Source organism: Bradyrhizobium sp. USDA 4452, assembly GCF_054063575.1.
Window position 1 is genome coordinate 1,448,619 of sequence record NZ_JBSSGK010000001.1, and the last position, 23,560, is coordinate 1,472,178.

Consider the following 23,560-nt stretch of genomic DNA (forward strand, 5'->3'; position numbering starts at 1 on the left):
GCCTTGTCGAACGTCGGCAGCCGCAGCCTACGGTGCATGGGGTTGTTTTCGATATTTTGGCAGCGCGCGCCTGCGGCCGGGAGTTCCTTCGCCGTCACCCGCAGTCACGAGGCAGGCCCCATCTCGTTAACGACGCGCTCTGACCTGCTGCACCCGAGATTAACCCTACCGCCAACAAACAACCGGCTGCGGCGGCCTGTTCACCAGGCAGCGGCGCATTTCGCGTTACCTAATCGGCAACGAAGGTCACCGCTCGCGCCTTCAGCGAGGGCCATGCCCATGGACGTCAACCGCCGCCATCTGATCGGAGTCTCCGCCGCCGGCGCAGCCGGCGCGCTTGCGATGTCGCCGGATGCGGCGCGCGCCGCGCAGTCGGCCGGCACGCTCGGCCGCGACGTGACGCAATATGGCGTTCGTCCCGGCAGCCCCGACGACCAGACCCGCAACCTCCAGCGCGCGATCGATGACGCCGCGCGGGCGCAGGTGCCGCTGGCGTTTCCGCCCGGCGTCTACCGCACCGGGCTGTTGCGGCTTGCGCCCGGCAGCCAGCTGATCGGCGTGCGCGGCGCCAGCCGGCTGGCGTTCAACGGCGGCGCCTCGTTGCTTGAGGGCGAAGGCGCCGGCGGCATCGTCCTGATGGGCCTTGCCTTCGACGGCGGCAACGTCCCGCTGCCTGCGCGCCGCGGCCTCGTGCATTGCCTGTCCGGCCGCGACATCCGCATCACCGACTGCCAGTTCATCGGCAGCGGCGGCGCCGGCATCTGGTTCGAGCAGATGTCGGGCGACGTCAGCAACAACTTCTTCAGCGATATCGCGAGCACCGCGCTGGTGTCGTTCGATGCGCTCGGCCTGATGGTCGCGCGCAACACCATCAAGGGCACCAACGACAACGGCATCGAGATCCTGCGCACCGCGATCGGCGACGATGGCTCGATCGTTGCCGATAACCGCATCGAGGACATCAAGGCCGGCCCCGGCGGCTCCGGGCAGTACGGCAACGCCATCAACGCCTTCCGCGCCGGCAATGTGATCGTGCGCGGCAACCGCATCAGCAACTGCGACTTCTCGGCGGTGCGCGGCAATTCGGCCTCCAACATCCACATCATGGACAACAGCGTCAGCAATGTCCGCGAGGTCGCACTCTATTCGGAGTTCGCGTTCGAGGCCGCCGTGATCGCCAACAACACGGTCGACGGCGCCGCGATCGGCGTCTCCGTGTGCAATTTCAACGAAGGCGGCCGCATCGCGGTGGTCCAGGGCAACATCATCCGCAATTTGCTGCCGAAGCGCCCTGTTGGCACCGACCCGAACGACGGGGCCGGCATCGGCATCTATGTCGAGGCGGACAGCACGGTAACCGGCAATGTGATCGAGAATGCGCCGACCTTCGGCATCGTCGCCGGCTGGGGCAAGTACCTGCGCGACGTCGCGATCTCGGGCAATGTCGTGCGCAAGGCGTTCGTCGGCATCGGCGTCTCGGTGGTGCCCGGCGCGGGCACAGCGCTGATCAACAACAACATGATCGCCGAAACCCCGGGCGGCGCGGTGGTCGGGCTCGACCACGCGCGCCCGATCACGAGCGACCTGTCGGTGGGTGGCGCCCAGCAATACGTGCAGCTGACGGTCGGGGCGAACGCGGTACGACGCTAAAGCGCATTGCGCAGCAGCGGATAGCGGCGCTGGATAGTGTCGAGATCGAGCACCGGCGGGGTGACCGGAGGAGGCATCTCCAGCGGAGGCGCCTCGGCCATAACGGGCGGCTGCTCGAGAACCTCTGCCGCCGTTTCCAGCGCGGCCGCGACTGCGGTCATCGCGGCCTCCGCCAATGTGGCTGCCTCCGGCCGCGGCTGCGGCGCCGGCGAGACGTAGGGCGCCGACGACATGTAGGGCGGCGGCAGTTTCGACTTGCCGCGACCGAGCCAGGACAGATCGATCGGCGAATTGTCGAGCGAGGCTTCGCGGGTCAGCAATTCCCGCCAGATGTCGACGGCGGCCCGGGCTTCCCTGATGTTCTCGAGAAAGGACTGCTCGCTGTGATAGCGGCGCCAACGTCCGGATTCGAACAGCTCGTTGAGGTGCTCCAGCCTTTGCTCGGCGAGGTTGCACCAGCGTGCAACGATCTCCTGGCCTCTGGCCACGTCGGTCCGATGTGTCATTGAAGGTGCCCGCAGGGAAAGAAACGGACGCAGACGCAACCGAACCGAATCAACTGGACGTGACGCTGATATTCTGTGGAAAACGTAAATAAAGTCTAACTAAATTCTTAATCGCGGACAGGCGATGAGAGAAGTCCGCTCGACGACGGAGTTTCTTGCCCGAACCCTCGTCAAGTCATCGACTTGCATGGTTGCGATGTGCGTCTCTTTCGAACGCCGTGCAGCCGAACGATCCACAACAAACAGCCGCACCCGTCGCGCGAATCGGCCCAGTCCGCCACGTAGGGTCACCCCCAAAATGAAAGACCCGTCCGGGGGGACAACCGGACGGGTCAAAGCCATATGGGCGCTTGGGGTGGATGGGCGCTCGCGCCTGATATAGCCGGGGAGGGATAAACCGCTCCCACACATATAAGTCGTGAGAGGGCGGCACACGTTCAAATCGCCGGCGATTTTTTTAACCTTTTCGCCGCCCGGTTCCATCGCACCGTTGCAGACGCCCGATGCCGAAAATCACCGCGCAGCACCGTGATTTGCAGCGGAATCGTCCGATGCGATCGACGGCGCTGGTTCATTCAACGCACGGCTCACGGAAGTGTTATTGCCGTCCGCCGCCTGTGCAGGCTGCGACGGTTTGTCCGCGGTCGCTTCACGATCTGCGCGCCGTGCGCCACCGCGTAATCGAGGCTCTTGAGGATCACATAGGACGTGCTCTCGGCGCCGCCCGCCGGCCGCGCCAAAGGCGCGGATCGCCAAGATCCCGCACTTCCGGCGTGCTCCCCGTCAGCCTGACGCGCGCCGCGATCACGCCGGCGACGGCGGTGCCGTGGGCATGCGGGCCATCCTTGCTGCCGAGCGCATCGAACGCATCCGCGACCGTGTTGGCCAGTTCCGGATGTGCGGCATCAATGCCGCAGTCGATGACGGCGATGGTGACGTTCATGCCGCGCGCCAGCTTGTGCGCCCCGGGCAGATGCAACTGCGCCTGGGCATATTGCGCCGGGTCACTGCCGCCCGCCGCCGGTTTCTGGTCCTGCAGCGCGTAACGGTAGTTGGGCTGCACGGAGCGGACGCTGCTGTCACTCGCGAACTCGCGTGCCACCGCATCGACGGGGCGATTGCCGGCGCTGCGGATCAGGCCGATCGTGCACGGCGGCTACAATGGCCGCTCTGTCCGGCCGTGGCGGTCATGGTGACCTCGACTCGGCGCAGACCGTCAGCCGCTGACTATGGCGTCTCGACCGCGAGGCTGACGATCTTCTCTTTCTGCAAACGGGCAATCAGCGCCGCGACGCCGTCCTTGTCCAACGCGCGGAACTGCAAGCGGAACATGCCACCCTTACCGTCGACGATCGCGCCCTGGTAATTGTCGAGCAGCGACGTGATATCGCCGATCCTGGCATCCGGCGTGAAGCGCACCAACAGCCGCGTCGGCGCGGCCGACACGCTGGCGCCGAGGTCGCGGGTGATCGGCGCACTGGGTGCGACGGCTGCGCTCGGCGCACTGCGCTGTTCGGCGGCATCAAGCGAGGCGGTCTGGAACGAGGCCGGCTCGTTGCGCATCAGCACCGCACCGATCACGCCGGCCTGCAACAGCACCACAAGCGCCCCGAGGCTGGACGACCAGGCCAGCGTCCGCGGCGACAATTTCGAAAAGAACTCCGAGACGGAGGCCGACACGCGCGCGCCCGCCGACGGCTTGCGCTCCGGCTCGGCATCGATCGCGGCGAACAGCTTCTGCATGGCGCGCGCAGACGGCGCACCGAGGCTCTCGTTGAGACCGATGGTCTCGGCATATTCATCGCGGATGACGGCATACTGCCGGGCCAGTTCGGGATCGGAAGCGAGCGCGTCCTCGACGCGGCGCGCGTCGCGCGCGTTCAACGTGCCGGCCGCGTGCCAGGGCAGCAGCATCTCGACATCGTCAGGATCTGGACCCTGCACTTTCTTGTTGCTCGCAGCCGTCATGGCCAACCTCGCTCGACACCGGCTGCCTTCAGCAACTCGGCAAGTTTCTTGCGCGCATAGAACAGGCGCGTCTTCACGGTGTTCTCCGGAATCCCGACGATCTCTGCGACGTCTTCCACGGATTTCTCGTGATAATAGACAAGATCGACAATTTCCCGGTGTTCCGCCGATAGTCCCGTCAGGCACTTGCGCAGCGTGTCACCCGTGTCCTTCTTCTGCACCGCCGTTTCCGGATCGTCGGACGTGTCCTCGATCGCGTTCGCGGCCTCATCGTCCAGTTCGGCGTCCTTCCTTCGCCGCAGCGAAGACAATGCCTTGAACCGGGTAATCGCCAGAAGCCAGGTCGAAACGGCGGATCGTCCCTCGAATTTGCCCGCCTGACGCCACACGTCCAGAAAGACCTCGCTAATGAGATCCTCCGCCACCTGTTCGTCCCGCACGAGCCGAAGCCCGAAGCGGTACACCCTGACATGATGCCGTCCGTACAGCACCTGCATGGCGAGCCGGTCGCCTTGAGCGATCCGAGCGATCAGAACCTCGTCTGAAGCCGCCTGTGTCGCGCTCAATGGCCGTCTCGCAAAGTTGGTCTGAGGGGGGTGGTGCGTGGTTCGACGCGAGAGCCAAGATTCTTCACATTACGGCAATGCCCGGACCGCATGTGTGATCTATGACACAGTCGACGATCCCAATGAGGAAAAATCGCCGGCGACTCGATAAACGGTATCATAATAGTGAAAACTCTCGCGGACTCGCACCATCCGGCGCGACCTTATCAAGGCTTGGCCGGCAAGCCAGCGCTGTTGCGAAGCGGACGTCGCCGCAAGTCCCCCGCCCCAATCGTTCCCCGTCCGCTTTGGCGAACAGATTCCCCTTACGAAACAAGGGTGATGACCGGGTTCCACCGGCGCAGATTCGGTACCAAAAGATACCAAACCTAAAGGCTTTCCCACTTAGATTTTCGCCGGATTTCAGCAATGGCGAGACCATGGGCAGCGCTGCGTCGTCACTTCCCAGCCCGATCGCGGGCGCATCGGAAAGCGGCCGTCCCAGGCTGACGCAAGAGCGCCTGACCCGCCGGGCCAGGCAGCGCCGCCAGATCCAGTCGATGATCGCCGCCTGCTTCGTGCTCGATGCCGTCGTGCTGCTGATCTACGCGCATGCCGGCACTACGTCGGTCCTGGTCGCGGCCGGCTATGCCCTGACCGGCCTCTGCCTCGTCGCCATCTATGTGCTGCTTTCGGAACGCGGCTTTCACGAGCGCTTCCGCGACCACTACCTGGTCGCGCCGCAATCGGCCGTCAACATGGTGAACCTGCTGGTGTTCACCTACATCGCGCCGGAAGTCGGCGTGCTGTTCCTCTGCAATCTGTTCGTGGTGTTCGGCTTCGGTGCGCTGCGCACCTCGGCGCGGCAGACAGCGGTCGTCTGGACCATCATGGTGGTCGGCCTCGCCGCGCTGTTCCTCGGCACCGACAAGGCGATCGGGATGCCGACCGGCACCAGGATCGACCGTCTCGCCACCATGCTGGTGTTCGCGCTGACGATCGGGCGCTGCATGTATCTCGGTATCTTCTCGAGCTCGATGCAGCGATCGCTGTATCAGAGCGGCGTCAAGCTCAAGGAGGCCTACCGGCGCATCGAGGAGCTCGCCGAGCTCGATGAGCTGACCGGCACCTCCAATCGCCGCAGCATCATGCGCACGCTCGAGGAGGAGATCGCGCGCTGCGCCCGCAATGGCAGCTCCTGCGCGGTGGCGCTGATCGACCTCGACCATTTCAAGCGCATCAACGACGTCTACGGCCATCCGATCGGCGACGAGGCGCTGCGCACCTTCGCCATCGGCATGTTCGCCAATCTCCGCAGCATCGATCGCTTCGGCCGTTATGGCGGCGAGGAGTTCCTGCTGGTGCTGCCCGACCTGTCGCAGGATCAGGCGATGCGCGCGCTCGAGCGGCTGCGCGCCATCATCGCCGGCCTCGACTGGAGCGCATTCTCGCCCGGCATGCAGGTGACGATCTCCGCCGGCGTGACGACGCTCAAGCCGCACGAAAACTCCGACACGCTACTCGCCCGCGCCGATGGCGCGCTTTACGCAGCCAAGGCGAGGGGACGCAACCGCATCGCCAGTGCCTGACATCCTTTCATTCCATATTCGGCGCCGGAGAATCCGTCGCCACCGCTCCAGGACAGAGTCATGAGTTCGAAGCCCGAGACCGCCCCCGAAAGTCTGCTCGACGAGTTGCAGACGACCCTCGCGCACGGCACCGTCGCACGCCGCGTCGAGACGCTGCGCCGCGTGACCGACCTCTTCATCAACGGCTCGGTCAACTATTCGGACCAGCAGATCGTGCTGTTCGACGACGTCTTCCAATGCCTGCTCGAGCACATCGAGAATTCGGCCAAGGCGCTGCTCGCCAACCGCCTCGCCCCGATCGAGACCGCGCCACCGCAGACCATCCGCACCCTTGCATTCGACGACCTGATCGAGGTCGCAGGCCCCGTGCTGACGCTGTCGCCGCGGCTCGACGACGACACCCTGATCGAAACCGCGCGCAGCAAGAGCCAGGCGCATCTGCTCGCGATCTCCAACCGCAAGACGCTGAGCGGCGCCGTCACCGACGTGCTGGTGCTGCGCGGCAATGACGAGGTGATCCAGAGCGCGGTCAACAATCCCGGCGCTGAATTCACCGAGCGCGGCTTCACCCGGCTGGTCAGCCGCGCCGAGGGTGACGACAACCTGTCGACCTGCGTCGGACTGCGCCCGAACATCCCGCGGCACCTCTATCTCAAGCTGGTCGCCAAGGCCTCGGATGCGGTCAGGCAGCGGCTCGAGGCTGCCAATCCGCAGCAGGCCAAGGAGATCCCGATCGCGGTGAAGGAAGCCACACGACGCGCGCGCTCGGCGCCCGCCGCCGTGACGTCGGATACCACGATTGCGCATGCGCTGGTCAAGTCGCTCTACCAGGACGGCCGGCTCGACGAATTCCAGCTCGCATCCTTCGCCGAGGCCGGCAAGTTCGACGAGACGAATGCCTCGCTTGCCGCGCTCGCCAATGTCTCGGTCAGCATCGCGGAGAACATGATGATCGAAACCCGCGCCGAGGGCGTGATGATCCTGGCCAAGGTTTCGGGCCTGTCATGGTCAACGGTGCGATCGATCATCAATCTGCGCGACGACATCTCGGGCGGTGAGCCGACCGACTTGCAGGCCTGCAAGGACACCTATGAGCGGTTGCGACCATCCACCGCGCAGCAGGTGCTGCGCTTTCATCGCATGCAGCAATCCGCGCCCGCCGCTTAGTATCTCAACCTGTTTCTCGTAGCCCGGATGCAGCGCAGCGCAATCCGGGACCGATCCGTCCGCGGATAGAAACCCGGATTTCGCTTCGCTGCATCCGGGCTACATCGCGTCAATACCTGAGCGCCCGCTTCCCCATCAGCGCGCCGACGCTTGCGACGATCGCCGTCGCCAGCGTGTACCAGGTGGCAACGAACAGCGGCGAGTCATCGGTGCAGTGCGACGCATAGACGGTCGCCGCGAGGCCCGCCGAGAGCAGGCCTGCCACCGCGCCGGCGACTGCCGGCCGCGCCGGCGCGCCCTGTCGCAAGCCATACAGCGCGCCGACCAGGAGCGGCAGCGACATCGCGGGGATCGCGGTCATGCACGCCATCGAGTTCTTGCCGATCAGGCGCGTCATCATCGGCGTACGCTGCGGCATCATCATCTCGCCACTGATCGCGGCAACGAGGATGCCGGCAGGAATCAGCAGCCACCAGCCGAAGCCGCGCAGCGAGGCTTCCGGCCGCGTCAGATGCAGGCTGACCGCGATCGCCGAGGCGGCGAGCGCCAGCGTCACCGCGAACTTCAGATCGAAGAACGGATTATGCATCGCAGTCATCACGTCCGGGCGCACGCCGAGTTCGGCAAAGAAGATCAGCAGCGAGACCGGCGCCGCCGCCAGCAGCGCCATCATCAGCGCGAGGCCGATCGGACGAGGCCGGTACGCATTGTCGGCGGTCAGGGTTCGAATGAGTTGATCGGTGTCCATGCTCATCGGTCCCGTAATTTCGCGGTCAGGCTCGCAAGCCCGCGATGCAGCGCGACCCGTACCGCGCCCTCGGTCATCGCGAATTTCGCAGCAGTATCCTTGATCGAGGCGCTGTCGACCGCGATCGATTGCAGCACCTCCCGCTGCCGCGCGGGCAACGCCTGCAACTGGGCGGTGACCTCGCCGGGCGACGCCGTCGGCTCCGGCGTTTCCCCCGGCAGCGTCTCGGCGAAATCATCGATGTTGACGAAGATGCGCCTGCCGCGGCGGCGCAGGGCGTCGATCAGCTTGTTGCGTGCGATCGCGAACAGCCACGGCGCGAACGGCGCACTGGTGTCCCAGGTCTGTCGCTTCAAATGCACCGCCAACAAGATGTCCTGCACGATGTCCTCGGACTGATCGACCGGTTGTCCCGCGCGCGCCAAGCCGCGTCGCGCCGCGGCACGGAGTACCGGCGTGATGGCCTTGAGCAGGCGATGATACGCCGCGTCATCGCCTGAAATGGCCGACCGCATCAGGTCGGTCCATTCATCCTCACGTTCGCGCACGCAGGCTCCTGAATTGCAATTCGGCCGATCTTTCAGTTTGTTACGCGGCAAGCCAAAGATGTCACGAATTCGTGATCGTTATCCAGGCAACGCCGCGCCGAGCATCAGCCTCAAAGAATCGCTCCGGCGGGTTTCCAGTCGTCAGGGCTCATAACACCGATCGGTCCGACAAGCATCGGGGTGCTGCCGCTGAAGCCCCTATGGGATGGAAATTGCCCAGCTTTCGCCCCCTCAAGCCCGAAGATTCCCTTTTTCTGCCCCGGTGTGGACACGCAGCGGGGGCTCTTTTCGCCTTTGGGCGGGCAAGATGGGGAGATCATCAGAATGAAGATCAAAGCCAGCGGGCGCTTGGCCTTGATGGTTGCAACAGGGCTGACAGGGTTTTTCGTGTGTCTCGCCGGACCGTTGCCGGCGCATGCGGCCGGTTCGGATCCCGCCACGGCGAAATCCGACAATGCTTCGACCGACAAGTCCGCGGACCAGAGTTCGCGGCATGGCCGGCGCCACGCGCGCCACCAGTCTTCCAGGACGGCTGACAAATCCGAGAGCAGGAAGGTCACGAGCGGTGCCGGCAGCGTGACGTCGGCGGGCATGCCCGCCACGGTCGCCAATGCCAATGCGGAGCTGACGTCCGGCGACGGCAATGCGAGCACTGCGCCCGCCGGCGCCAATCCGGTGATGGCCGCCTCCGACAAGCCCGGCGACGCGCAACCCGACGGCAGCGTGGTCGCATCCGACCAGCTCAATGACCTCGACCGGGCCCTGCAGCAGGAGCAGCCGGCGGAACAACCGCAGCCGGTTCAACCCCAGACCGCCCAACAGGAGGCGCCCCCGACGCAGCCACCGCCTGTCGCCGTAGCGGCACCCAAGCCGGCCCCGGTTCTGGCGAGCAGCGACAGCGCGAGCCTGGACCAGACCTCGCTGATCGGGAAGATCTTCATCGGCTTCGGCGCCCTGCTCACGGTGGCGTCCGCCGCGCGTATGTTCATGGCTTAAGCCAAGGTCCCGCGGCTTGCGGCGCGGATGCGCCGTACCGCGGCCCAAAGCTCCTTTCAGCCACTTGAAGCGCATCCCGTCAGCGGGCACATTGCCCGGCAAATCAGGCACGGGGTTTGCGTCATGGCTACGTTCGAATTCATCATCGTCGAAAGCAAGGGACCGGTCGGCGTCATTACGCTGAACCGGCCCAAAATGCTGAATGCCCTGTCGTTCGGCGTGTTCCGCGAGATCGCCGCGGCGGTGGACGACCTTGAGGCCGACGACAAGATCGGCTGCATCCTGATCACCGGCAGCGAGAAGGCCTTCGCGGCCGGCGCCGACATCAAGGAGATGCAGCCCAAGGGCTTCATCGACATGTTCAGCAGCGACTTCACCGCCATCGGCGGCGACCGCGTTGCCCGCTGTCGCAAGCCGACCATTGCCGCGGTCGCGGGCTATGCGCTCGGCGGCGGCTGCGAGCTTGCGATGATGTGCGACATCATCATCGCCGCCGACACCGCAAAGTTCGGCCAGCCGGAAATCACCCTCGGCACCATCCCGGGCATCGGCGGCACGCAGCGGCTGACCCGCGCGATCGGCAAGTCGAAGGCGATGGATCTCTGCCTCACCGGACGCATGATGGATGCGGCGGAAGCCGAACGCTCGGGCCTCGTGTCGCGGATCGTTCCGGCCGACAAGCTGCTGGAAGAGGCGCTCGCGGCGGCCGAGAAGATCGCCTCGATGTCGCGTCCGGCCGCCGCGATGGCCAAGGAGGCCATCAACCGCGCGTTCGAGACGCCGCTGTCGGAAGGCATGAATGTCGAGCGCAACCTGTTCCACTCGACCTTCGCGCTCGAGGACCGCTCCGAGGGCATGGCGGCCTTCATCGAGAAGCGCAAGCCGGTCAACAAGAACCGCTAGAGCCTTTTCCGTTCCGATGAAATCGGAACGGGGCTCTAGATTCTTGTTTGACGCGTTTTCTAGACGCGAACCGGTATCCACTTCGCTCGAAAACGCTCTAATTCACGCGGCTTCGTTGCAATGCCGCAGTGACGAGCGCGAGATAGGCGCGCTCGGCGAGACGCGTCGGCTTGTCGAGGCCGAGCCGCGCCAGGCATTCGCGGTCGGCGGCATCGGGCGGATGCCGCATCCCCTGCCATAGCAGGCCGGCGAGTTGCAGCGGCGTGCGCTGCGCCTGCTGCAGGATCTGCAGCGCCGGGATTAGCCGTTGCTCGACGTCGGTGAAGTCGCTGCCGAACGGGAATGACGGCAACAGACCTGCGTCGCGCGCGGGCTTTAGCGCCGTGCTGATGCGCTCGGGATAATTTTCGCGGTGAGCGGCCGGGATTTGGTGATCACGCGGCAGCTTGCCGGCATCCTTGGCCTGCCGCATCAGCTCGCCCTGGAAGCGCGAGTCCGACACCTGCAACATCGCGGCGATCACGTCGGCGTCGGATTTCCCTCTGACGTCGGCGATGCCGTATTCCGTGACGAAGACATCGCGCAGATGGCGCGGAATGGTCGCGTGACCGTAGGACCAGCGGATGTTCGACTGCGTCTGCCTGCCGGATTGATGGGTTGCCTCCAGCGCCAGCACCGAGCGCGCGCCTTCGAGCGCGAATGCCTGCGCCACGAAATTGTACTGGCCGCCGACGCCGCTCACGACCTGGCCGTTGTCGAGCCCGTCGGAGATCGCAGCGCCCAGCAGCGTCGCCATCATCGCGTTGTTGACGAAGCGCGCATCGACGCGGGCGCGGCGCTTGCCGTCCTCGTCGCCGAAGATCTCGTTGGTGAAGGACACCGGCATCATCTGGATTCGCGTCAGCTGCTCGGGTGTCATCTCGCGTAGCGCCCGATAGAAGGATTGCGGCCCGAGGAAGAATGCGCCGTGCAGTATCACGCCGTCGACCTCGCGCTTGAGGATGCCGGCGTCGATCAGCCCGAGGAATGCCTCGAACAGCATCTCGCTGACGCCATAAAGGCCCTTCTCGAACGGCCCCGTCTCGGCCGCCGCGAGCTGTTCGGTACCGGGTGCGAGGCGCTGCATGATGCCGTGGAATTGGGCGTTGTCGCGGTGACGCACCACGAGCCCCTGCGCCAACGCATCGCCGACCTGCCCGATCCCGATCTGCAGCGTGCCGCCGTCGCGGACCAGACCCGCGGCATGCAGTCCGATCGCATATTTGGTGTCGCTGATCGGCTCCGACGGCGGCGCGAACAGCGGGAAATCGGTGTCGGGGCTGTCGAGCACCGCAGCGAATTCATCCGCCGGCAGGTCGCCGGGCCCCCGCATGAACGGCAGTTCGGAATTGACCTGGCCGATCAGCTTGAATGAAGCCCGCCCCTGCGCGCGGGCGCGCAGCACGTCGAGCGTCGTATCGGTGTTGCAGCTCAGGCTGTAGCGCGGCACGCCATCGACCACACGCTTGGCGACGAGCTGGGGCACGACATTCAGCCCGCGCGACAATAGGTATGACGCCGCGTGGGTGTAATTTGCGGAAATGTAGTTCTGCTGAGCGAACGGTTGATACAACCACTGTCCTGCGAGGAAGAAGAATTCGATCACCTTGATGTTGGGCGGAAGCGCGCCGCGATGCAGCGCATCCGCATAGGCGAGATCCGGGTAGCCGCCGAACAGGCGATCGATCACGGGGCCGATGAAGCGCTGTTCGAGCAGGCTCTTCGGCTTCGGCTTTTCCAGCGTCAGCGCCGAGAACAGCGTCAGGTTGATAGAGCGGTCGGCGACCGCCCGCGCATACAGCGCGTTGACGATGTGGTTGGCCTTGCCGAGGCCGAGCGGCAGCCCCACCACAAGTTCGGTTCCGACGTCACGAACAATGTGCTCCGCGATCGCCTCGGGGTCGGAGAAGAATATGGGCATCAGCAATGGACCCGGAGGAGACAGTGGGTAACCGGCGTCGCTGAATCGGCGGCCGGCGGTTCAAACTTATACTTCATATGACAGTTGCGCTCGCCTGTGACGAACCGGCAACAGACAAGACGTGAAATGATGTGCAGATGTCGTGTGGCGGTTTGCCTGTGGCGGCGTCGCCCCGTAAACAGATAGATATGTGCCGACGGCGTCCACGGGAGCGGACTGCCGGGGTTTTGGTTTGCGGGATCACATGGTTGAGCGTGCCGCGAGGGTTAGCGACGTGGCGAGGCGTGTGCTTTTGTCGGGCATCTGCCTTAGCGGTCTGGCATGCGCGCTGCTGACTGACACCGCAGCCCACGCCGAGAGCCTGCCCGAGGCCCTGGTCAAGGCGTACCAGACCAATCCGCAGCTCAATGCCGAGCGGGCGCGCCAGCGCGCGACCGACGAGAATGTGCCGCAGGCGCTGGCCGGTTACCGCCCCCAGGTCAGTGCCGGCCTCTCGGTCGGCCTGCAGGCCGTGCGCGACCAGCTTCCCGGCAACGTGATCCAGAGCGCGACGCTGAAGCCCTGGCAGATCGGCGTCACGGTCACCCAGACGCTGTTCAACGGCTTCAAGACCGCCAACAGCGTCCGCGTCGCCGAATTGCAGGTGCAATCCGGCCGCGAGGCCCTGCGCAATGTCGGCCAGGGCGTGCTGCTCGACGCCGTCACCGCCTATACCAACGTGCTGGCCAACCAGACCCTGGTCGAGGCGCAGCGCGCCAACGTCGCCTTCCTGAAGGAAACCCAGGCGATCACCCAGCGCCGCCTCAATGCCGGCGACGTCACGCCGACCGATACGGCGCAGGCGGAGGCCCGGCTCAACCGCGGCCTCGCCGATCTCAACGCCGCCGAGGTCAACTTCGCGATCAGCCAGGCGACCTATGCGCAGGTGGTCGGCAACGCGCCGTCGCAATTGCGTCCGGCCGACACCATCGACCGGCTGCTGCCGCGCAGCCGTGAGGATTCGATCGCGCTTGCGGTGCGCGAGCATCCGGCGGTGATGGCCGCAGGATACGACGTCGACGTGGCCTCGACCTCGATCCGCGTCGCCGAGAGCAGCCTGATGCCGAGCGTCACCGTGCAGGGCAGCGCCAGCAAGAACCGCGACTCCGATACCTCGCTCAGCACTTTCGGCACCGATCAGGTCTCAGTGATCGGCCAGATCACGCAGCCGATCTATGACGGCGGCACCGCGGCCTCGCAGACCCGACAGGCCAAGGAGGTCGCTGCGCAGAGCCGGCTCGTGCTGGACCAGGTCCGCAACCAGGCCAAGACCGCCGTGGTCAGCGCCTGGGTTGCCAATGAGGGCGCCAAGATCGCGGTGTCGGCCTCCGAATCCGAGGTGAAGGCCGCGGAGGTTGCGCTCGCCGGCGTGCAGAAGGAAGCTGCCGGCGGCCAGCGCACCACGGTCGACGTGCTCAACTCGCAGCAGGATCTGATCACGGCGCGGGCCCGGCTGATCGGCGCGCAGCGCGACCGCGTGATCGCGTCCTACACGCTGCTCAGCGCGGTCGGACGCCTCGACGTCAAGACGCTCAATCTCAAGACGCCCGACTATCTGCCCGAGGTGCACTACCATCAGGTGCGCGACGCCTGGCACGGCCTGCGCACGCCGTCGGGACAATAGGCGTTGCGGAACCGGCCGCACCGCGGACCGGCTCTTTCCGCCCGCTCTCTCCGCCGATAACCTCCGCCCCGCCGGCCATCAACAATGCCGGTGCGCGGAGTGCGCGCATAACAGCCGAGCACGCAGGGAGACGTCCAATGCTGACGCGACGCAGTATGATGCTGGCTTCCATCGCAGCGGGAGTGACCATGACCGGCGGCAACGCATTTTCCAAGGCATCGCAACCATCCACCCCCGTGAACTTCGACGTGCCCGCCGGTGCCTGCGACTGCCACACCCACATTCATGGCGATCCCGACAAGTTCCCGTTCTTCGCCGGCCGCGTCTACACCCCGGAACCGGCCTCGCCGGAGGAGATGAGCGCGCTGCACAAGGCGCTGCATGTCGAGCGCGTGGTGATCGTGACACCGAGCGTCTACGGCTCCGACAATTCGTCGACCCTGTTCGGTATGACGGCGCGGGGTCCCACGGCGCGCGGCGTCGCCGTGATCGACGACAAGACCAGCGAGAGCGATCTCGACGCGCTACAGAAGGCCGGCTTTCGCGGCATCCGCCTCAACCTCGCGACTGGCGGCGTCAACGATCCCGATGTCGGCCGGCAGCGCTTCACGGCCGCGGTCGAGCGGATGAAGGCGCGCGGCTGGCACGTGCAACTGTTCACCAGCCTCGCCATGATCTCGGCGATCAAGGACCTGGTCGCGGCCGCACCGGTACCCGTGGTGTTCGACCATTTCGGCGGCGCCGAGGCCGCGCTCGGCACCGGCCAGCCGGGTTTTGCCGACCTGCTCGCGCTGGTCAAATCCGGCAAGGCGTATGTCAAGATCTCCGGCGCCTACCGCGCTTCGAAGCTCGCGCCCGACTATGCCGACGCGGCGCCGCTGGCCCAGGCCCTTATCGCGGCGAATGCCGAGCGCATCGTCTGGGGCACCGATTGGCCGCATCCGGATTCGGTGACGCCCCAAGGCAAGAAGGTCACCGACGTCACGCCGTTGTACCAGATCGACGACGGCCGCCTCCTCAACCAGCTTCCGGTCTGGGCACCGGACGCCGCGGTGCGCAAGACCATCCTGGTCGACAATCCGGCGCGGCTCTACGGCTTCACCTGACGTTGTCCTTCGGCCGACGCGAGAAGTAGGAGATCAGCACCGGCAGGGTGATCAGGATCACCAGCGGCGCCAGCATCATGCCGGTGACGACGACGATGGCGAGCGGCTTCTGCACCTGCGAGCCGATGCCCTCCGACACCGCCGCCGGGAGCAGGCCGACGCCCGCCACCACGCAGGTCATCAGCACCGGCCGAAGCTGCAGCTCGCCAGTGCGGATCACCGCGCGCATCCGGTCATAGCCCTCGTCGATCAGCTGGTTGAACTGCGACAGGATAATGATGCCGTCCATCACGGCGATGCCGAACAGTGCGATGAAGCCGATCGCCGCCGACACGCTGAACGGAATGCCCGAGATCAGGAGCCCGAGCACGCCGCCGAAGATCGCCATCGGGATCACGCTCATCGCGAGCATGGTATCGACCATCGAGCCGAAATTGAAGAACAGCAGCACCGCGATCAGCACGAGGCTGATCGGCACCACGATCGACAGCCGCTTGATCGCGTCCTGCAGATTGCCGAACTCGCCGACCCATTCGAGACGCGAGCCGGGCGGCAACTGGACCTGCTCGTTGACCTTCTGCTGCGCCTCCAGGATCGCGCTGCCGAGGTCGCGGTCACGCACCGAGAACTTGATCGGCAGATAGCGCTCCTGCTGCTCGCGATAGATGTAGGCCGCTCCGGAGATCAGCTTGATCGAGGCCACCTCAGAGAGCGGTATCTGCGTGACTCCGCCATTCGGATTGTTTGCGCCGATCCGCAGGTTCTGGATCGCCTCCGCACTCTTGCGATATTCCGGCGCGAGGCGGACGATGATTGGGAAGTGCCGGTCGCTGCCGGGTTCATAAAGATCGCCCGCGGTGTCGCCGCCGACGGCGACCTTGATGGTGGCGTTGATATCGCCGGGGGACAGGCCGTAGCGCGCCGCCCGCGCGCGGTCGACGTCGATCTGGACGGTCGGCTGGCCGAGCGAGGTGAACACCGCGAGGTCGGTGACCCCCTGCACCGTCGACAACACGGATTTGATCTTGTTGGCGGTGTCGGTCAACGCCTGCAGATCGTTGCCATAGAGCTTGATCGAGTTCTCGCCCTTCACGCCGGACACGGCTTCCGAGACGTTGTCCTGCAGATATTGCGAGAAGTTGAATTCGACGCCGGGGAACTTGTCCTGCAACTGCGCCAGCAATTGTGCGGTCAACACGTCCTTGTCGTGCGTGTCGGGCCATTCGCCGGCCGGCTTCAGCGGCGCGAAGAATTCGGCGTTGAAGAAGCCGGCGGCGTCGGTGCCATCGTCGGGACGGCCGTGCTGCGACACCACCGACACCACCTCGGGACGGCTGCGGATCAGCTTGCGCATCTCGTTGACATAGGCGTTGCCCTCCTGCAGCGAGATCGTCGGCGGCAGCGTGGCGCGGATCCACAGGTTGCCCTCTTCCAGCTTGGGCAGGAATTCGAGGCCGAGGAACCGCACGAAGATGATGGTCATGACCACGAGGCCGGCCGCCCCGGCCATCACGATCTTGCGGTTGCCGATCGCCCAGTTCAACGCCGGCAGGTAGATCGCGTCGAGCTTCTTGACGATCCAGGTTTCGGTCTCGTGGATATGCGCCGGCAGGATGATCGCGCTCAGCGCCGGCGTGATCGTGAACGTCGCCAGCAGCCCGCCGGCCAGGGCATAGGCATAGGTTCGCGCCATCGGCCCGAAGATGTTGCCCTCGACGCCGCCCAGCGTGAACAGCGGCAGGAACGCGGCGACGATGATGGTGGCGGCGAAGAAGATCGAGCGCGAGACGTCGGCCGCGGCCGACAAAATTGCGTGGCTCTTCATCCCCATCACGGTGTCGTCGGAGATGTGCTCGCGTTCGGCTTCCGACAGCGCCGTGGTCTGCGACAGCCTGCGGAAGATCGCCTCCACCATGATCACGGTGGCGTCGACGATCAGGCCGAAATCGATCGCGCCGACCGACAGCAGATTGGCGGATTCGCCGCGCAGCACCAAGATGATCACGGCGAAGAACAGCGCGAACGGGATCGTCGCGCCGACGATCAGCGCGCTGCGCAGATCGCCGAGGAATATCCACTGCAGCAGCACGATCAGCAGGATGCCGACCACCATGTTGTGCAGCACGGTGTGGGTGGTGAGCTCGATCAGATCCTTGCGGTCGTAGATGCGCTCGATCTTGACGCCCGGCGGAAGGATCGAGGAATTGTTGATCTGGTTGACCAGCTGCTCGACGCGGGCGATCGTCGGCGAGCTCTGCTCGCCGCGGCGCATCAGCACGATGCCCTGCACGATGTCGTCGTCATTGTCGATGCCGGCGATGCCGAGCCGCGGCTTCTCTCCAATCGTCACAGTGCCGATGTCCCGGACCAGCACCGGATTGCCGCCCGATTGCGAGATCATGGTGTTGGCGAGATCGTCGATCGAGCGGATCAGGCCGACGCCGCGCACCACGGCCGATTGCGAGCCGATGTTCACGGTGTTGCCGCCGACATTGATGTTGGCGTTGGAAACCGCCTGCAGCACCTGCGGCAGGGTCAGGCCGTTGGCGACCAGCTTGTTGAAGTCGACCTGGATCTCGTAGGTCTTGGTCTTGCCGCCCCAGCCGGTGACGTCGATCACGCCGGGCACCGCGCGGAAGCGACGTTGCAGCACCCAGTCCTGCAACGTCTTGAGGTCGAGCACGCTGTAGTTCGGCGGTCCCTTCAGCCGGTAGCGGAAGATTTCGCCGATCGGGCTGGTCGGGGAGATGCCGGGCTGCACGTTGCCGGGCAGCGGCGCGAGCTGCGACAGGCGGTTGAGCACCTGCTGCAGCGCCTCGTCATAGGTGTAGTCGAAGGAGAACTGCAGCTTGACGTCGGACAGGCCGTACAGCGAGATGGTCCGGATGGTCTTGAGGTTCTTGATACCGGCGACCTGGGTCTCGATCGGGATCGTGATGTAGCGCTCGATCTCCTCGGCCGAGAGGCCCGGGCTCTGCGTCACGATGTCGACCATCGGCGGGGTCGGATCGGGATAGGCCTCGATGTTGAGCTGCTTGAACGCAAGCAGGCCGCCGATGAAGACGGCGACGAACATGGCCACCATCAAGTAGCGGCGATTGACGGCAAGGGCGACGAGGCGATCCATTCAGATCGGCACTTTCAACGGTGAGGATTTTTCTTGGGTGGGCATGGTCGATCCGGAAAGGCCGGTTCCCCCTGTTCCGGATCGCGCGTCTTAAGTGCCGGATGCGGCGCGGTCTATGAAGAGGCTTCCCTTCGTCACGATCTGCTCGCCCGGCTTGAGATTGCCGGCGACCTCGACCAGGTCGCCATTGATGAGGCCGGGCTTGATCTGGCGCAGCTCGATGGTCTTGTCGTCGGCCTTCGCGACCCAGACGCGAACCTGATCGCCCTCGTAGATCAGCGCCTGTTTCGGCACGCCGACCGCCGGGTGGTCGCCCTTCGAATACAGCGTCACATTGGCGAACATCTCGGGCTTCAGCCGATTGTCGGCATTGTCGATGGTGGCGCGGACCAAAAGCCGGCGCGAGGTCGCGTCGATCGCGGCGGCGACATAGTTGACCCGGGCGGTGAGCACCTTGCCCGGCAGCGCCATCACGCTGAAGCTGAGGTCCTGCCCGACCGCGACATTGTCGGCGTCGGACTCGCGGACGAAGGCGATCAGCCAGACCGTCGAGAGATCGCCGATCACATAGACCGGGTCGCTGGCCCCGGTCGAGACATACTGCCCGGGCCCGGCCTTGCGCTGGACCACCGTGCCGCCGATCGGCGCGAACACCGTCGTCTCCGGATTGAGGCGGCCCTTCTGCTGCAGGGTCGTGATGGCGTCGTCGCCGAAGCCGAGGATGTGCAACTTGTTCTGCGCGGCCTCCAGCAGCGTCTGCGCCGAGCGCGCATCGTTCTGCGCCTGCACCAGCGCGGCCTGCGCGGTCTGATAATCCTTCAGCGGGATCGCCTTGCCCTCGGACAGGTCCTTGGCGCGCTTCTCCTGGATCTGGGCCAGATCGAGCGCCGACTGGGCCTTGTTGAGGCCGGTCATCGCGGCGACATAGTCGTTCTGCGCCTGCACGGTGTCGGCCGCTTCGATCACGAACAGCGGCTGTCCCTTGACCACGGTATCGCCCGGCCGCACCAGCAGGCGGGTCACGCGCCCGGTATAGGGCGAATAGACCGGGGTGGAGCGATCCTCGTCGATCCCGATCTTGCCCTCGGTCACCAGTTCGGAGCGGAAGGTGTGCTCGGATACGGTCTGGAAGGTCAGGCTGGCCCACTCGGCCGCCGACGGTGCATAGCGCGTGCCGCCCTTGCGGGACTGGCTGGAGACTTCCGACGGCTTCTGCTTTTCTGTGCCGAACCGCGTGTAGCCATAGGCGCCCGCGCAGGCGGCGACCAGCACCGCCGCAGCCACGAGCAGACGCGGACGGCTAAAGCTCTGCATTCTCTTGGTAAACTCGTTCAGCATGCGGTCCGCTAGGTCGATCGTTGCAGCTTCCGGCGGGGCGGCCCCAGCGGTGCGCTAATAGTGCCGAATTGGCGTTGCAAACAACCTAAAAATCGCACTTCGGCGGTGCCCGTCGTTAAAGTTCGGATAGCCTGAACGGCGACTGAATGTCTCATCCGGGAAACTCCGGGGCAGGAAACTCCGGCTGGTGACTGCCGAGCGGCATGGCCGGGCGGGACCAATGGGCCGGGGTGCCCGACAGGACGGCGGCATGCCGGACCGAGCTCAGCGTGCCAAATCCGGACGGAAGCCGCTCGATGAACGGCTGCACCGCGTCCGCCTTGAGGTCTTCGGTGGCAAAGCCGCCTTCGAGGCGGCCGAGATTCCACAGCCAGCGCCCGGTCTGCGCCAGCGATACCCGGACATGCCAGCTGCCGCCCTCGCGCGCCTGGCGGGCCCTGGCCATCATGGCGCCGAAAGCCATGAAATATCCGGTGGCATGGTCGAGCATCTGGGCCGGCAGTTCCTTCGGTCCATCGACGCCGGCGGCTTGCCCTTCGGCATGATTGAAGCCGGTCGTGGTCTGCACCAGCGAGTCGAAACCGCGGCGCTGCGCCCACGGACCGGCATGGCCATAGGCCGAGAGTGTCACATAGACGAGCCCGGGATTGATGTGGGCCGCCTCCTCCGGCGAAAAGCTGAGCCGCGCAATCGCCTGCGGACGATAGCCCTGCGAGAAGATGTCGGCCTGCGCGACGAGGCCGCGCATCACGGCCCGCCCCTGCTCGCTGCGCAGATCGAGAAAGCTCGTCAGCTTGCCGCGGCCGGTGTCGATGGTAAGCCAGGGGATATCAGGCAGATCGGGACCGGAGATCAGGAGCACGTCGGCGCCGTGCGCGGCAAGCGTGCGGCCGGCGACGGGACCGGCGATCACGCGCGACAGGTCGAGCACCCGGATGCCAGCCAGCGGCCGCTTCCCCGCCGGCCACGGCTTTGGCGCGGCGTCGCCGATCTTCTCGATCGAGATCAGCGGCAGCCTTGCAAGTTCGCCTGCATGCGGCGTCGCCGACCACTCGTCATATGAGCGCATCAAGGCGACAACGCCGCCGGCCGCATAGGCCGCGGTCTCGAACGCCTCGCCGTCCCATTGCAGCAGCGCGGCCTGGACGTCGTCACGCTCGGCGCTGCAGCCCAGCACCTTGCAGACGGCGTCGCGGTGATGCGGGAAATTGGTGTGGAGGCGGACGAAGCGGTTGTCGCGGACGCGGTAGACGCCGGCGATCTTGTCCCACGCCGGCGGCGGCGGCTTGTCGTCGACCCGCAGGTAACGCTCGCTGCGGCATTCGACGATGGCATGGCGCATGTCGACCGCGACGTCCTGCTGCTCGCCGCTGCGGGCTTTCCAGACCTCGGCCGCGGCAAGGCCTGCCGCGGCAATCGATACCTGCGCAGCTGCTGCGACCCGAAACGACGACGGCAATTGCGGCTCGCTGCCGGTCAGGGTGACCGCATCAAGCGCGGACGGCGCGCCACCGGCGCCGGTCCAGACATCGGAAAGGATTTCACGGATGTCCTGCATGCGCATTCCTGTTTGCGATTAATCTATGCCCGAGCATGATGACAAAATGGCAATGCCCGATCTCAACCCGTATTTGGCATCATCTTCTGGGAAGACAGCTTCACGCTTTTCGAGACCATGCCTTTTTGGACATGATCTTTTCGGAAAACCATTTCCTGGACCATGCCTTAGCTCTGCCCGACCCAAACAGGAGTTGCAATGGCTGCCATCGATCCCCTCACCGCCGGCGGCGTCTTCCTCGCGACCGCGGCGACCGACGCGGTCTACGTCATGTTCACCTCGGCCGTCGTCGCGCGCAAGCGCGTGCCGGCGGCGACCTGGAGCAGCGTCTGGTACGTGCTCTCCTCCTACGCGGTGATCAGCTACACGGAGAACTGGCTCTACGTCGCCTTCGCCGCGGCCGGCTCCTGGGTCGGCGCCTATGCGTCGATCACCTTCCTGCATCGCCCGCCGGGTGGCCCGCCGGTCGGGGCCGCATTGGAATAGTGTGCAGCTGCGCAAGGATTGAACAATCGCTGGTGCTGGCGACGAGGAATGTTGCGCGCCTCGATCTCGATCCGTCGTCCCTGCGAAGGCAGGGCCCCATACGCCGCAGCGGGTGTCGTAAACGGGACTCGTAATCCCGACGAAGCACACCAATCAGCATTTGTGGTTATGGGTCGCGGCTCAAGGCCGGGACGACACTGAATTTGTTGCACGGTCTGTGAGTCACACATTCGCATTCTCGCGACATGAGTTGCCCGAGTCTTGCTCTTCGTTTCACCCTCCTCTCTCGCAGAGGGCGCAGGGAAAGCCGGGTGCCGATCGCACCCATGGGCCCCGAGCAAAGGGTAGAAAGCTCGGGGGTAGGACCACAGGTGTAACCGGAGCAATCCGGCTTTCCCTGCGCGATGGGTTACGGCTTACTTCGTGCTCTCCCCGGCGAGACTGGGCTTGCTTGTCACCGTCTTCGCAACGCGCGACCTGCGCAATCGGAAAAGACACCTGCCACCAGGGCGTCAGGACCACACGACTTCACCGTCCGCTTCATGCGCACTCGTCAGTCGCGCAATCCGCGTCCACCGCATCTCGACCCGCGTTCGTGACGACCGCGAAGCGCCCCTCGATCGGGCGAGACGGGCGTATTGAACATCTGAGTTGGGTCTGGCGTCAAGTTAAATTCTGAAAATCGGAACAACTCGTCGGCCGTTTGAAGACCGACAGGATGGGGGTAGAGCGAAGCGTTCCGCCCGGCCGAAGCCCGGCAGAAGCATCACTCCGTGACTTCACTTCAGCGCAGCTTGTCCCGCGAGCGAGATCACATTGTCCTGCGAGCCCGAGCCGCCGCTGACGCCGATGGCGCCGACGATCTTGCCGTCGACCATCAGGAGGTTGCCGCCGCGGGAGGCGATCACGTCGTCAAGGGTCATGAGATAGTTGAAGTAGGCGCCCTTGCCGATCAGGTTCTCGAAGGTCAGCGTGGGCCGACGATAGCGCGTCGCGGTGCGGGCCTTGTGCTGGGAGACGCCGATCGAGGCGTATTGGCAATTGTCCTGCTTCTCGAAATAGACGAGCTCGCCGGCCGGATTGACAATCGCGATGCAGAACGCATTCCAGTTTCGCTTCTGGGTCTCGGCGACCGCGGCGGCGGCGACCTTCTTGGCGGTTTCGAGGTTGATCGGCTCGCCATAGGGCGGCGGCGTCAGCGCATCGGGGACGACGTCGTTGGGGTTGTCGGGATTGGAAGGCACCTGGGCGAATGCAGCGGTGGCCGTGACGAACGCGACGCATGCCGCGCCGATGAGCGCAGAGAGATAACGCATATAGTCCTCCCCAGTTGTTGTTGCAGACCCCGGATCGATCGCCCGGGCGGCGGGACGATAGCAATTGGCGTAGGGCGCACAAGGCGGGATCGGCTGGTTGCGGTGCACATTATCGCCGTGAGGAAGGCTGCAATCCGCACCCCTCGCTCCGTGTGCTACGGGCGCATGAATGCGAAGTCCGTATCAGGGTCGCAATTGTCGGCGACGAAGCGAAGTTCCGACTGGACGTCGGCGACGCTCCGGTTTTCAAGGTATTTCGCAACGACGAGGCCGAGCAGCGAGCGGCAGATGCTGTCGTGATCGAGTCCAGCGGTCTCGGCTTCGGCAAGCGCGGCCGAGAAATGAAGTTTCGCGATCTCGGTTGCTGACATCCCGGTCTCCTTCTT

General features: G+C 65.2%; 19 protein-coding genes and 1 pseudogene. 8 read left to right on the forward strand and 12 right to left on the reverse strand.

Going from position 1 to position 23,560, the window contains the following annotated elements; genetic code table 11:
• Positions 1–279 precede the first annotated feature (279 nt).
• A complete protein-coding gene (locus ACVISU_RS07070) occupies positions 280–1,650 on the forward strand; it encodes a TIGR03808 family TAT-translocated repetitive protein (RefSeq protein ID WP_456706447.1) in 1,371 nt (456 codons plus the stop codon).
• On the opposite strand, the gene ACVISU_RS07075 is transcribed toward ACVISU_RS07070, so the two are convergent.
• The 4 genes and pseudogenes from ACVISU_RS07075 to ACVISU_RS07090 all read right to left on the reverse strand — a co-directional run bounded on the left by ACVISU_RS07075 (position 1,647) and on the right by ACVISU_RS07090 (position 4,690).
• A complete protein-coding gene (locus tag ACVISU_RS07075; RefSeq protein WP_456706448.1) occupies positions 1,647–2,156 on the reverse strand; it encodes a TIGR03809 family protein in 510 nt (169 codons plus the stop codon). The two genes, ACVISU_RS07070 and ACVISU_RS07075, sit on opposite strands and share 4 nt — an antisense overlap.
• A 650-nt stretch (positions 2,157–2,806) precedes the next feature.
• A pseudogene (locus tag ACVISU_RS07080) lies at positions 2,807–3,303 on the reverse strand (S8 family serine peptidase); the annotation flags it as partial.
• Between the two features lie 80 nt (positions 3,304–3,383).
• Positions 3,384–4,124 (reverse strand): hypothetical protein, encoded by a 741-nt coding sequence (locus ACVISU_RS07085; RefSeq protein ID WP_456706449.1) that lies wholly within the window; start codon positions 4,122–4,124, stop codon positions 3,384–3,386.
• A complete protein-coding gene (locus ACVISU_RS07090) occupies positions 4,121–4,690 on the reverse strand; it encodes a sigma-70 family RNA polymerase sigma factor (RefSeq protein WP_050403323.1) in 570 nt (189 codons plus the stop codon). The genes ACVISU_RS07085 and ACVISU_RS07090 overlap by 4 nt, the downstream gene beginning before the upstream one ends.
• Before the next feature lie 419 nt (positions 4,691–5,109).
• Between ACVISU_RS07090 and ACVISU_RS07095 the strand changes: the two genes are divergently transcribed.
• Together ACVISU_RS07095 and ACVISU_RS07100 are read left to right on the forward strand one after the other, a co-directional pair.
• Complete coding sequence (locus ACVISU_RS07095; protein WP_456706450.1) at positions 5,110–6,258, forward strand: GGDEF domain-containing protein; 1,149 nt, start codon at positions 5,110–5,112, stop codon at positions 6,256–6,258.
• 60 nt (positions 6,259–6,318) lie between these two features.
• Entirely contained in the window at positions 6,319–7,425 is a 1,107-nt protein-coding gene (locus ACVISU_RS07100) for a DUF2336 domain-containing protein (RefSeq protein ID WP_456706451.1), read from the forward strand.
• Between the two features lie 109 nt (positions 7,426–7,534).
• Here ACVISU_RS07100 and ACVISU_RS07105 read toward each other — a convergent pair whose 3' ends face one another.
• Both ACVISU_RS07105 and ACVISU_RS07110 read right to left on the reverse strand, forming a co-directional pair.
• Entirely contained in the window at positions 7,535–8,173 is a 639-nt protein-coding gene (locus ACVISU_RS07105; protein ID WP_050403326.1) for an NrsF family protein, read from the reverse strand.
• Positions 8,174–8,175: 2 nt separating this feature from the next.
• The gene (locus ACVISU_RS07110; RefSeq protein ID WP_050403327.1) at positions 8,176–8,721 is read right to left on the reverse strand and encodes a sigma-70 family RNA polymerase sigma factor; all 546 of its coding nucleotides are present in this window, start codon (positions 8,719–8,721) and stop codon (positions 8,176–8,178) included.
• A 324-nt stretch (positions 8,722–9,045) separates the two neighbouring features.
• Between ACVISU_RS07110 and ACVISU_RS07115 the strand changes: the two genes are divergently transcribed.
• Both ACVISU_RS07115 and ACVISU_RS07120 read left to right on the forward strand, forming a co-directional pair.
• On the forward strand, positions 9,046–9,717 hold the full coding sequence (locus ACVISU_RS07115; RefSeq protein ID WP_050403328.1) for a hypothetical protein: 672 nt from the start codon (positions 9,046–9,048) through the stop codon (positions 9,715–9,717).
• A 123-nt stretch (positions 9,718–9,840) separates the two neighbouring features.
• Positions 9,841–10,620, forward strand: coding sequence for an enoyl-CoA hydratase (locus ACVISU_RS07120; protein WP_456706452.1), 780 nt, complete (start codon positions 9,841–9,843; stop codon positions 10,618–10,620).
• 97 nt (positions 10,621–10,717) lie between these two features.
• Here ACVISU_RS07120 and ACVISU_RS07125 read toward each other — a convergent pair whose 3' ends face one another.
• A complete protein-coding gene (locus ACVISU_RS07125; RefSeq protein WP_456706453.1) occupies positions 10,718–12,580 on the reverse strand; it encodes an acetyl-CoA hydrolase/transferase C-terminal domain-containing protein in 1,863 nt (620 codons plus the stop codon).
• Between the two features lie 244 nt (positions 12,581–12,824).
• Between ACVISU_RS07125 and ACVISU_RS07130 the strand changes: the two genes are divergently transcribed.
• Both ACVISU_RS07130 and ACVISU_RS07135 read left to right on the forward strand, forming a co-directional pair.
• Complete coding sequence (locus ACVISU_RS07130; RefSeq protein ID WP_083991948.1) at positions 12,825–14,243, forward strand: TolC family outer membrane protein; 1,419 nt, start codon at positions 12,825–12,827, stop codon at positions 14,241–14,243.
• Positions 14,244–14,380: 137 nt separating this feature from the next.
• On the forward strand, positions 14,381–15,349 hold the full coding sequence (locus ACVISU_RS07135; RefSeq protein ID WP_456706454.1) for an amidohydrolase family protein: 969 nt from the start codon (positions 14,381–14,383) through the stop codon (positions 15,347–15,349).
• Here the strand turns inward: ACVISU_RS07135 and ACVISU_RS07140 are convergent.
• From ACVISU_RS07140 to ACVISU_RS07150, 3 genes are all read right to left on the reverse strand, one after another.
• Positions 15,342–18,476 carry an efflux RND transporter permease subunit gene (locus ACVISU_RS07140; RefSeq protein ID WP_456706455.1) on the reverse strand — a complete coding sequence of 1,045 codons (3,135 nt, stop codon included), beginning with the start codon at positions 18,474–18,476 and terminating at the stop codon, positions 15,342–15,344. The two genes, ACVISU_RS07135 and ACVISU_RS07140, sit on opposite strands and share 8 nt — an antisense overlap.
• Positions 18,477–18,566: 90 nt before the next feature.
• Complete coding sequence (locus ACVISU_RS07145; RefSeq protein ID WP_456706456.1) at positions 18,567–19,814, reverse strand: efflux RND transporter periplasmic adaptor subunit; 1,248 nt, start codon at positions 19,812–19,814, stop codon at positions 18,567–18,569.
• A gap of 151 nt (positions 19,815–19,965) precedes the next feature.
• On the reverse strand, positions 19,966–21,372 hold the full coding sequence (locus tag ACVISU_RS07150; protein ID WP_456706457.1) for a CoA transferase: 1,407 nt from the start codon (positions 21,370–21,372) through the stop codon (positions 19,966–19,968).
• 198 nt (positions 21,373–21,570) lie between these two features.
• Here ACVISU_RS07150 and ACVISU_RS07155 point away from each other — a divergent pair, with 198 nt between their 5' ends.
• A complete protein-coding gene (locus ACVISU_RS07155) occupies positions 21,571–21,858 on the forward strand; it encodes a hypothetical protein (protein ID WP_050403335.1) in 288 nt (95 codons plus the stop codon).
• Between the two features lie 779 nt (positions 21,859–22,637).
• On the opposite strand, the gene ACVISU_RS07160 is transcribed toward ACVISU_RS07155, so the two are convergent.
• Both ACVISU_RS07160 and ACVISU_RS07165 read right to left on the reverse strand, forming a co-directional pair.
• Positions 22,638–23,174, reverse strand: coding sequence for a GlcG/HbpS family heme-binding protein (locus ACVISU_RS07160; RefSeq protein ID WP_050403336.1), 537 nt, complete (start codon positions 23,172–23,174; stop codon positions 22,638–22,640).
• A gap of 155 nt (positions 23,175–23,329) precedes the next feature.
• Positions 23,330–23,545 (reverse strand): hypothetical protein, encoded by a 216-nt coding sequence (locus ACVISU_RS07165; RefSeq protein WP_050403337.1) that lies wholly within the window; start codon positions 23,543–23,545, stop codon positions 23,330–23,332.
• Positions 23,546–23,560 lie beyond the last annotated feature (15 nt).

Excerpts from the sequence above, each read along its gene's own strand:
- ACVISU_RS07150 (WP_456706457.1), bottom strand. The coding sequence starts at position 21,372 with ATGCAGGACATCCGTGAAATCCTTTCCGATGTCTGGACCGGCGCCGGT.
- ACVISU_RS07120 (WP_456706452.1), top strand. The coding sequence starts at position 9,841 with ATGGCTACGTTCGAATTCATCATCGTCGAAAGCAAGGGACCGGTCGGC.
- ACVISU_RS07160 (WP_050403336.1), bottom strand. The coding sequence starts at position 23,174 with ATGCGTTATCTCTCTGCGCTCATCGGCGCGGCATGCGTCGCGTTCGTC.
- ACVISU_RS07140 (WP_456706455.1), bottom strand. The coding sequence starts at position 18,476 with ATGGATCGCCTCGTCGCCCTTGCCGTCAATCGCCGCTACTTGATGGTG.
- ACVISU_RS07130 (WP_083991948.1), top strand. The coding sequence starts at position 12,825 with ATGGTTGAGCGTGCCGCGAGGGTTAGCGACGTGGCGAGGCGTGTGCTT.
- ACVISU_RS07115 (WP_050403328.1), top strand. The coding sequence starts at position 9,046 with ATGAAGATCAAAGCCAGCGGGCGCTTGGCCTTGATGGTTGCAACAGGG.
- ACVISU_RS07105 (WP_050403326.1), bottom strand. The coding sequence starts at position 8,173 with ATGGACACCGATCAACTCATTCGAACCCTGACCGCCGACAATGCGTAC.
- ACVISU_RS07125 (WP_456706453.1), bottom strand. The coding sequence starts at position 12,580 with ATGCCCATATTCTTCTCCGACCCCGAGGCGATCGCGGAGCACATTGTT.
- ACVISU_RS07145 (WP_456706456.1), bottom strand. The coding sequence starts at position 19,814 with ATGCTGAACGAGTTTACCAAGAGAATGCAGAGCTTTAGCCGTCCGCGT.
- ACVISU_RS07070 (WP_456706447.1), top strand. The coding sequence starts at position 280 with ATGGACGTCAACCGCCGCCATCTGATCGGAGTCTCCGCCGCCGGCGCA.
- ACVISU_RS07095 (WP_456706450.1), top strand. The coding sequence starts at position 5,110 with ATGGGCAGCGCTGCGTCGTCACTTCCCAGCCCGATCGCGGGCGCATCG.
- ACVISU_RS07165 (WP_050403337.1), bottom strand. The coding sequence starts at position 23,545 with ATGTCAGCAACCGAGATCGCGAAACTTCATTTCTCGGCCGCGCTTGCC.
- ACVISU_RS07155 (WP_050403335.1), top strand. The coding sequence starts at position 21,571 with ATGGCTGCCATCGATCCCCTCACCGCCGGCGGCGTCTTCCTCGCGACC.
- ACVISU_RS07075 (WP_456706448.1), bottom strand. The coding sequence starts at position 2,156 with ATGACACATCGGACCGACGTGGCCAGAGGCCAGGAGATCGTTGCACGC.
- ACVISU_RS07085 (WP_456706449.1), bottom strand. The coding sequence starts at position 4,124 with ATGACGGCTGCGAGCAACAAGAAAGTGCAGGGTCCAGATCCTGACGAT.
- ACVISU_RS07100 (WP_456706451.1), top strand. The coding sequence starts at position 6,319 with ATGAGTTCGAAGCCCGAGACCGCCCCCGAAAGTCTGCTCGACGAGTTG.
- ACVISU_RS07135 (WP_456706454.1), top strand. The coding sequence starts at position 14,381 with ATGCTGACGCGACGCAGTATGATGCTGGCTTCCATCGCAGCGGGAGTG.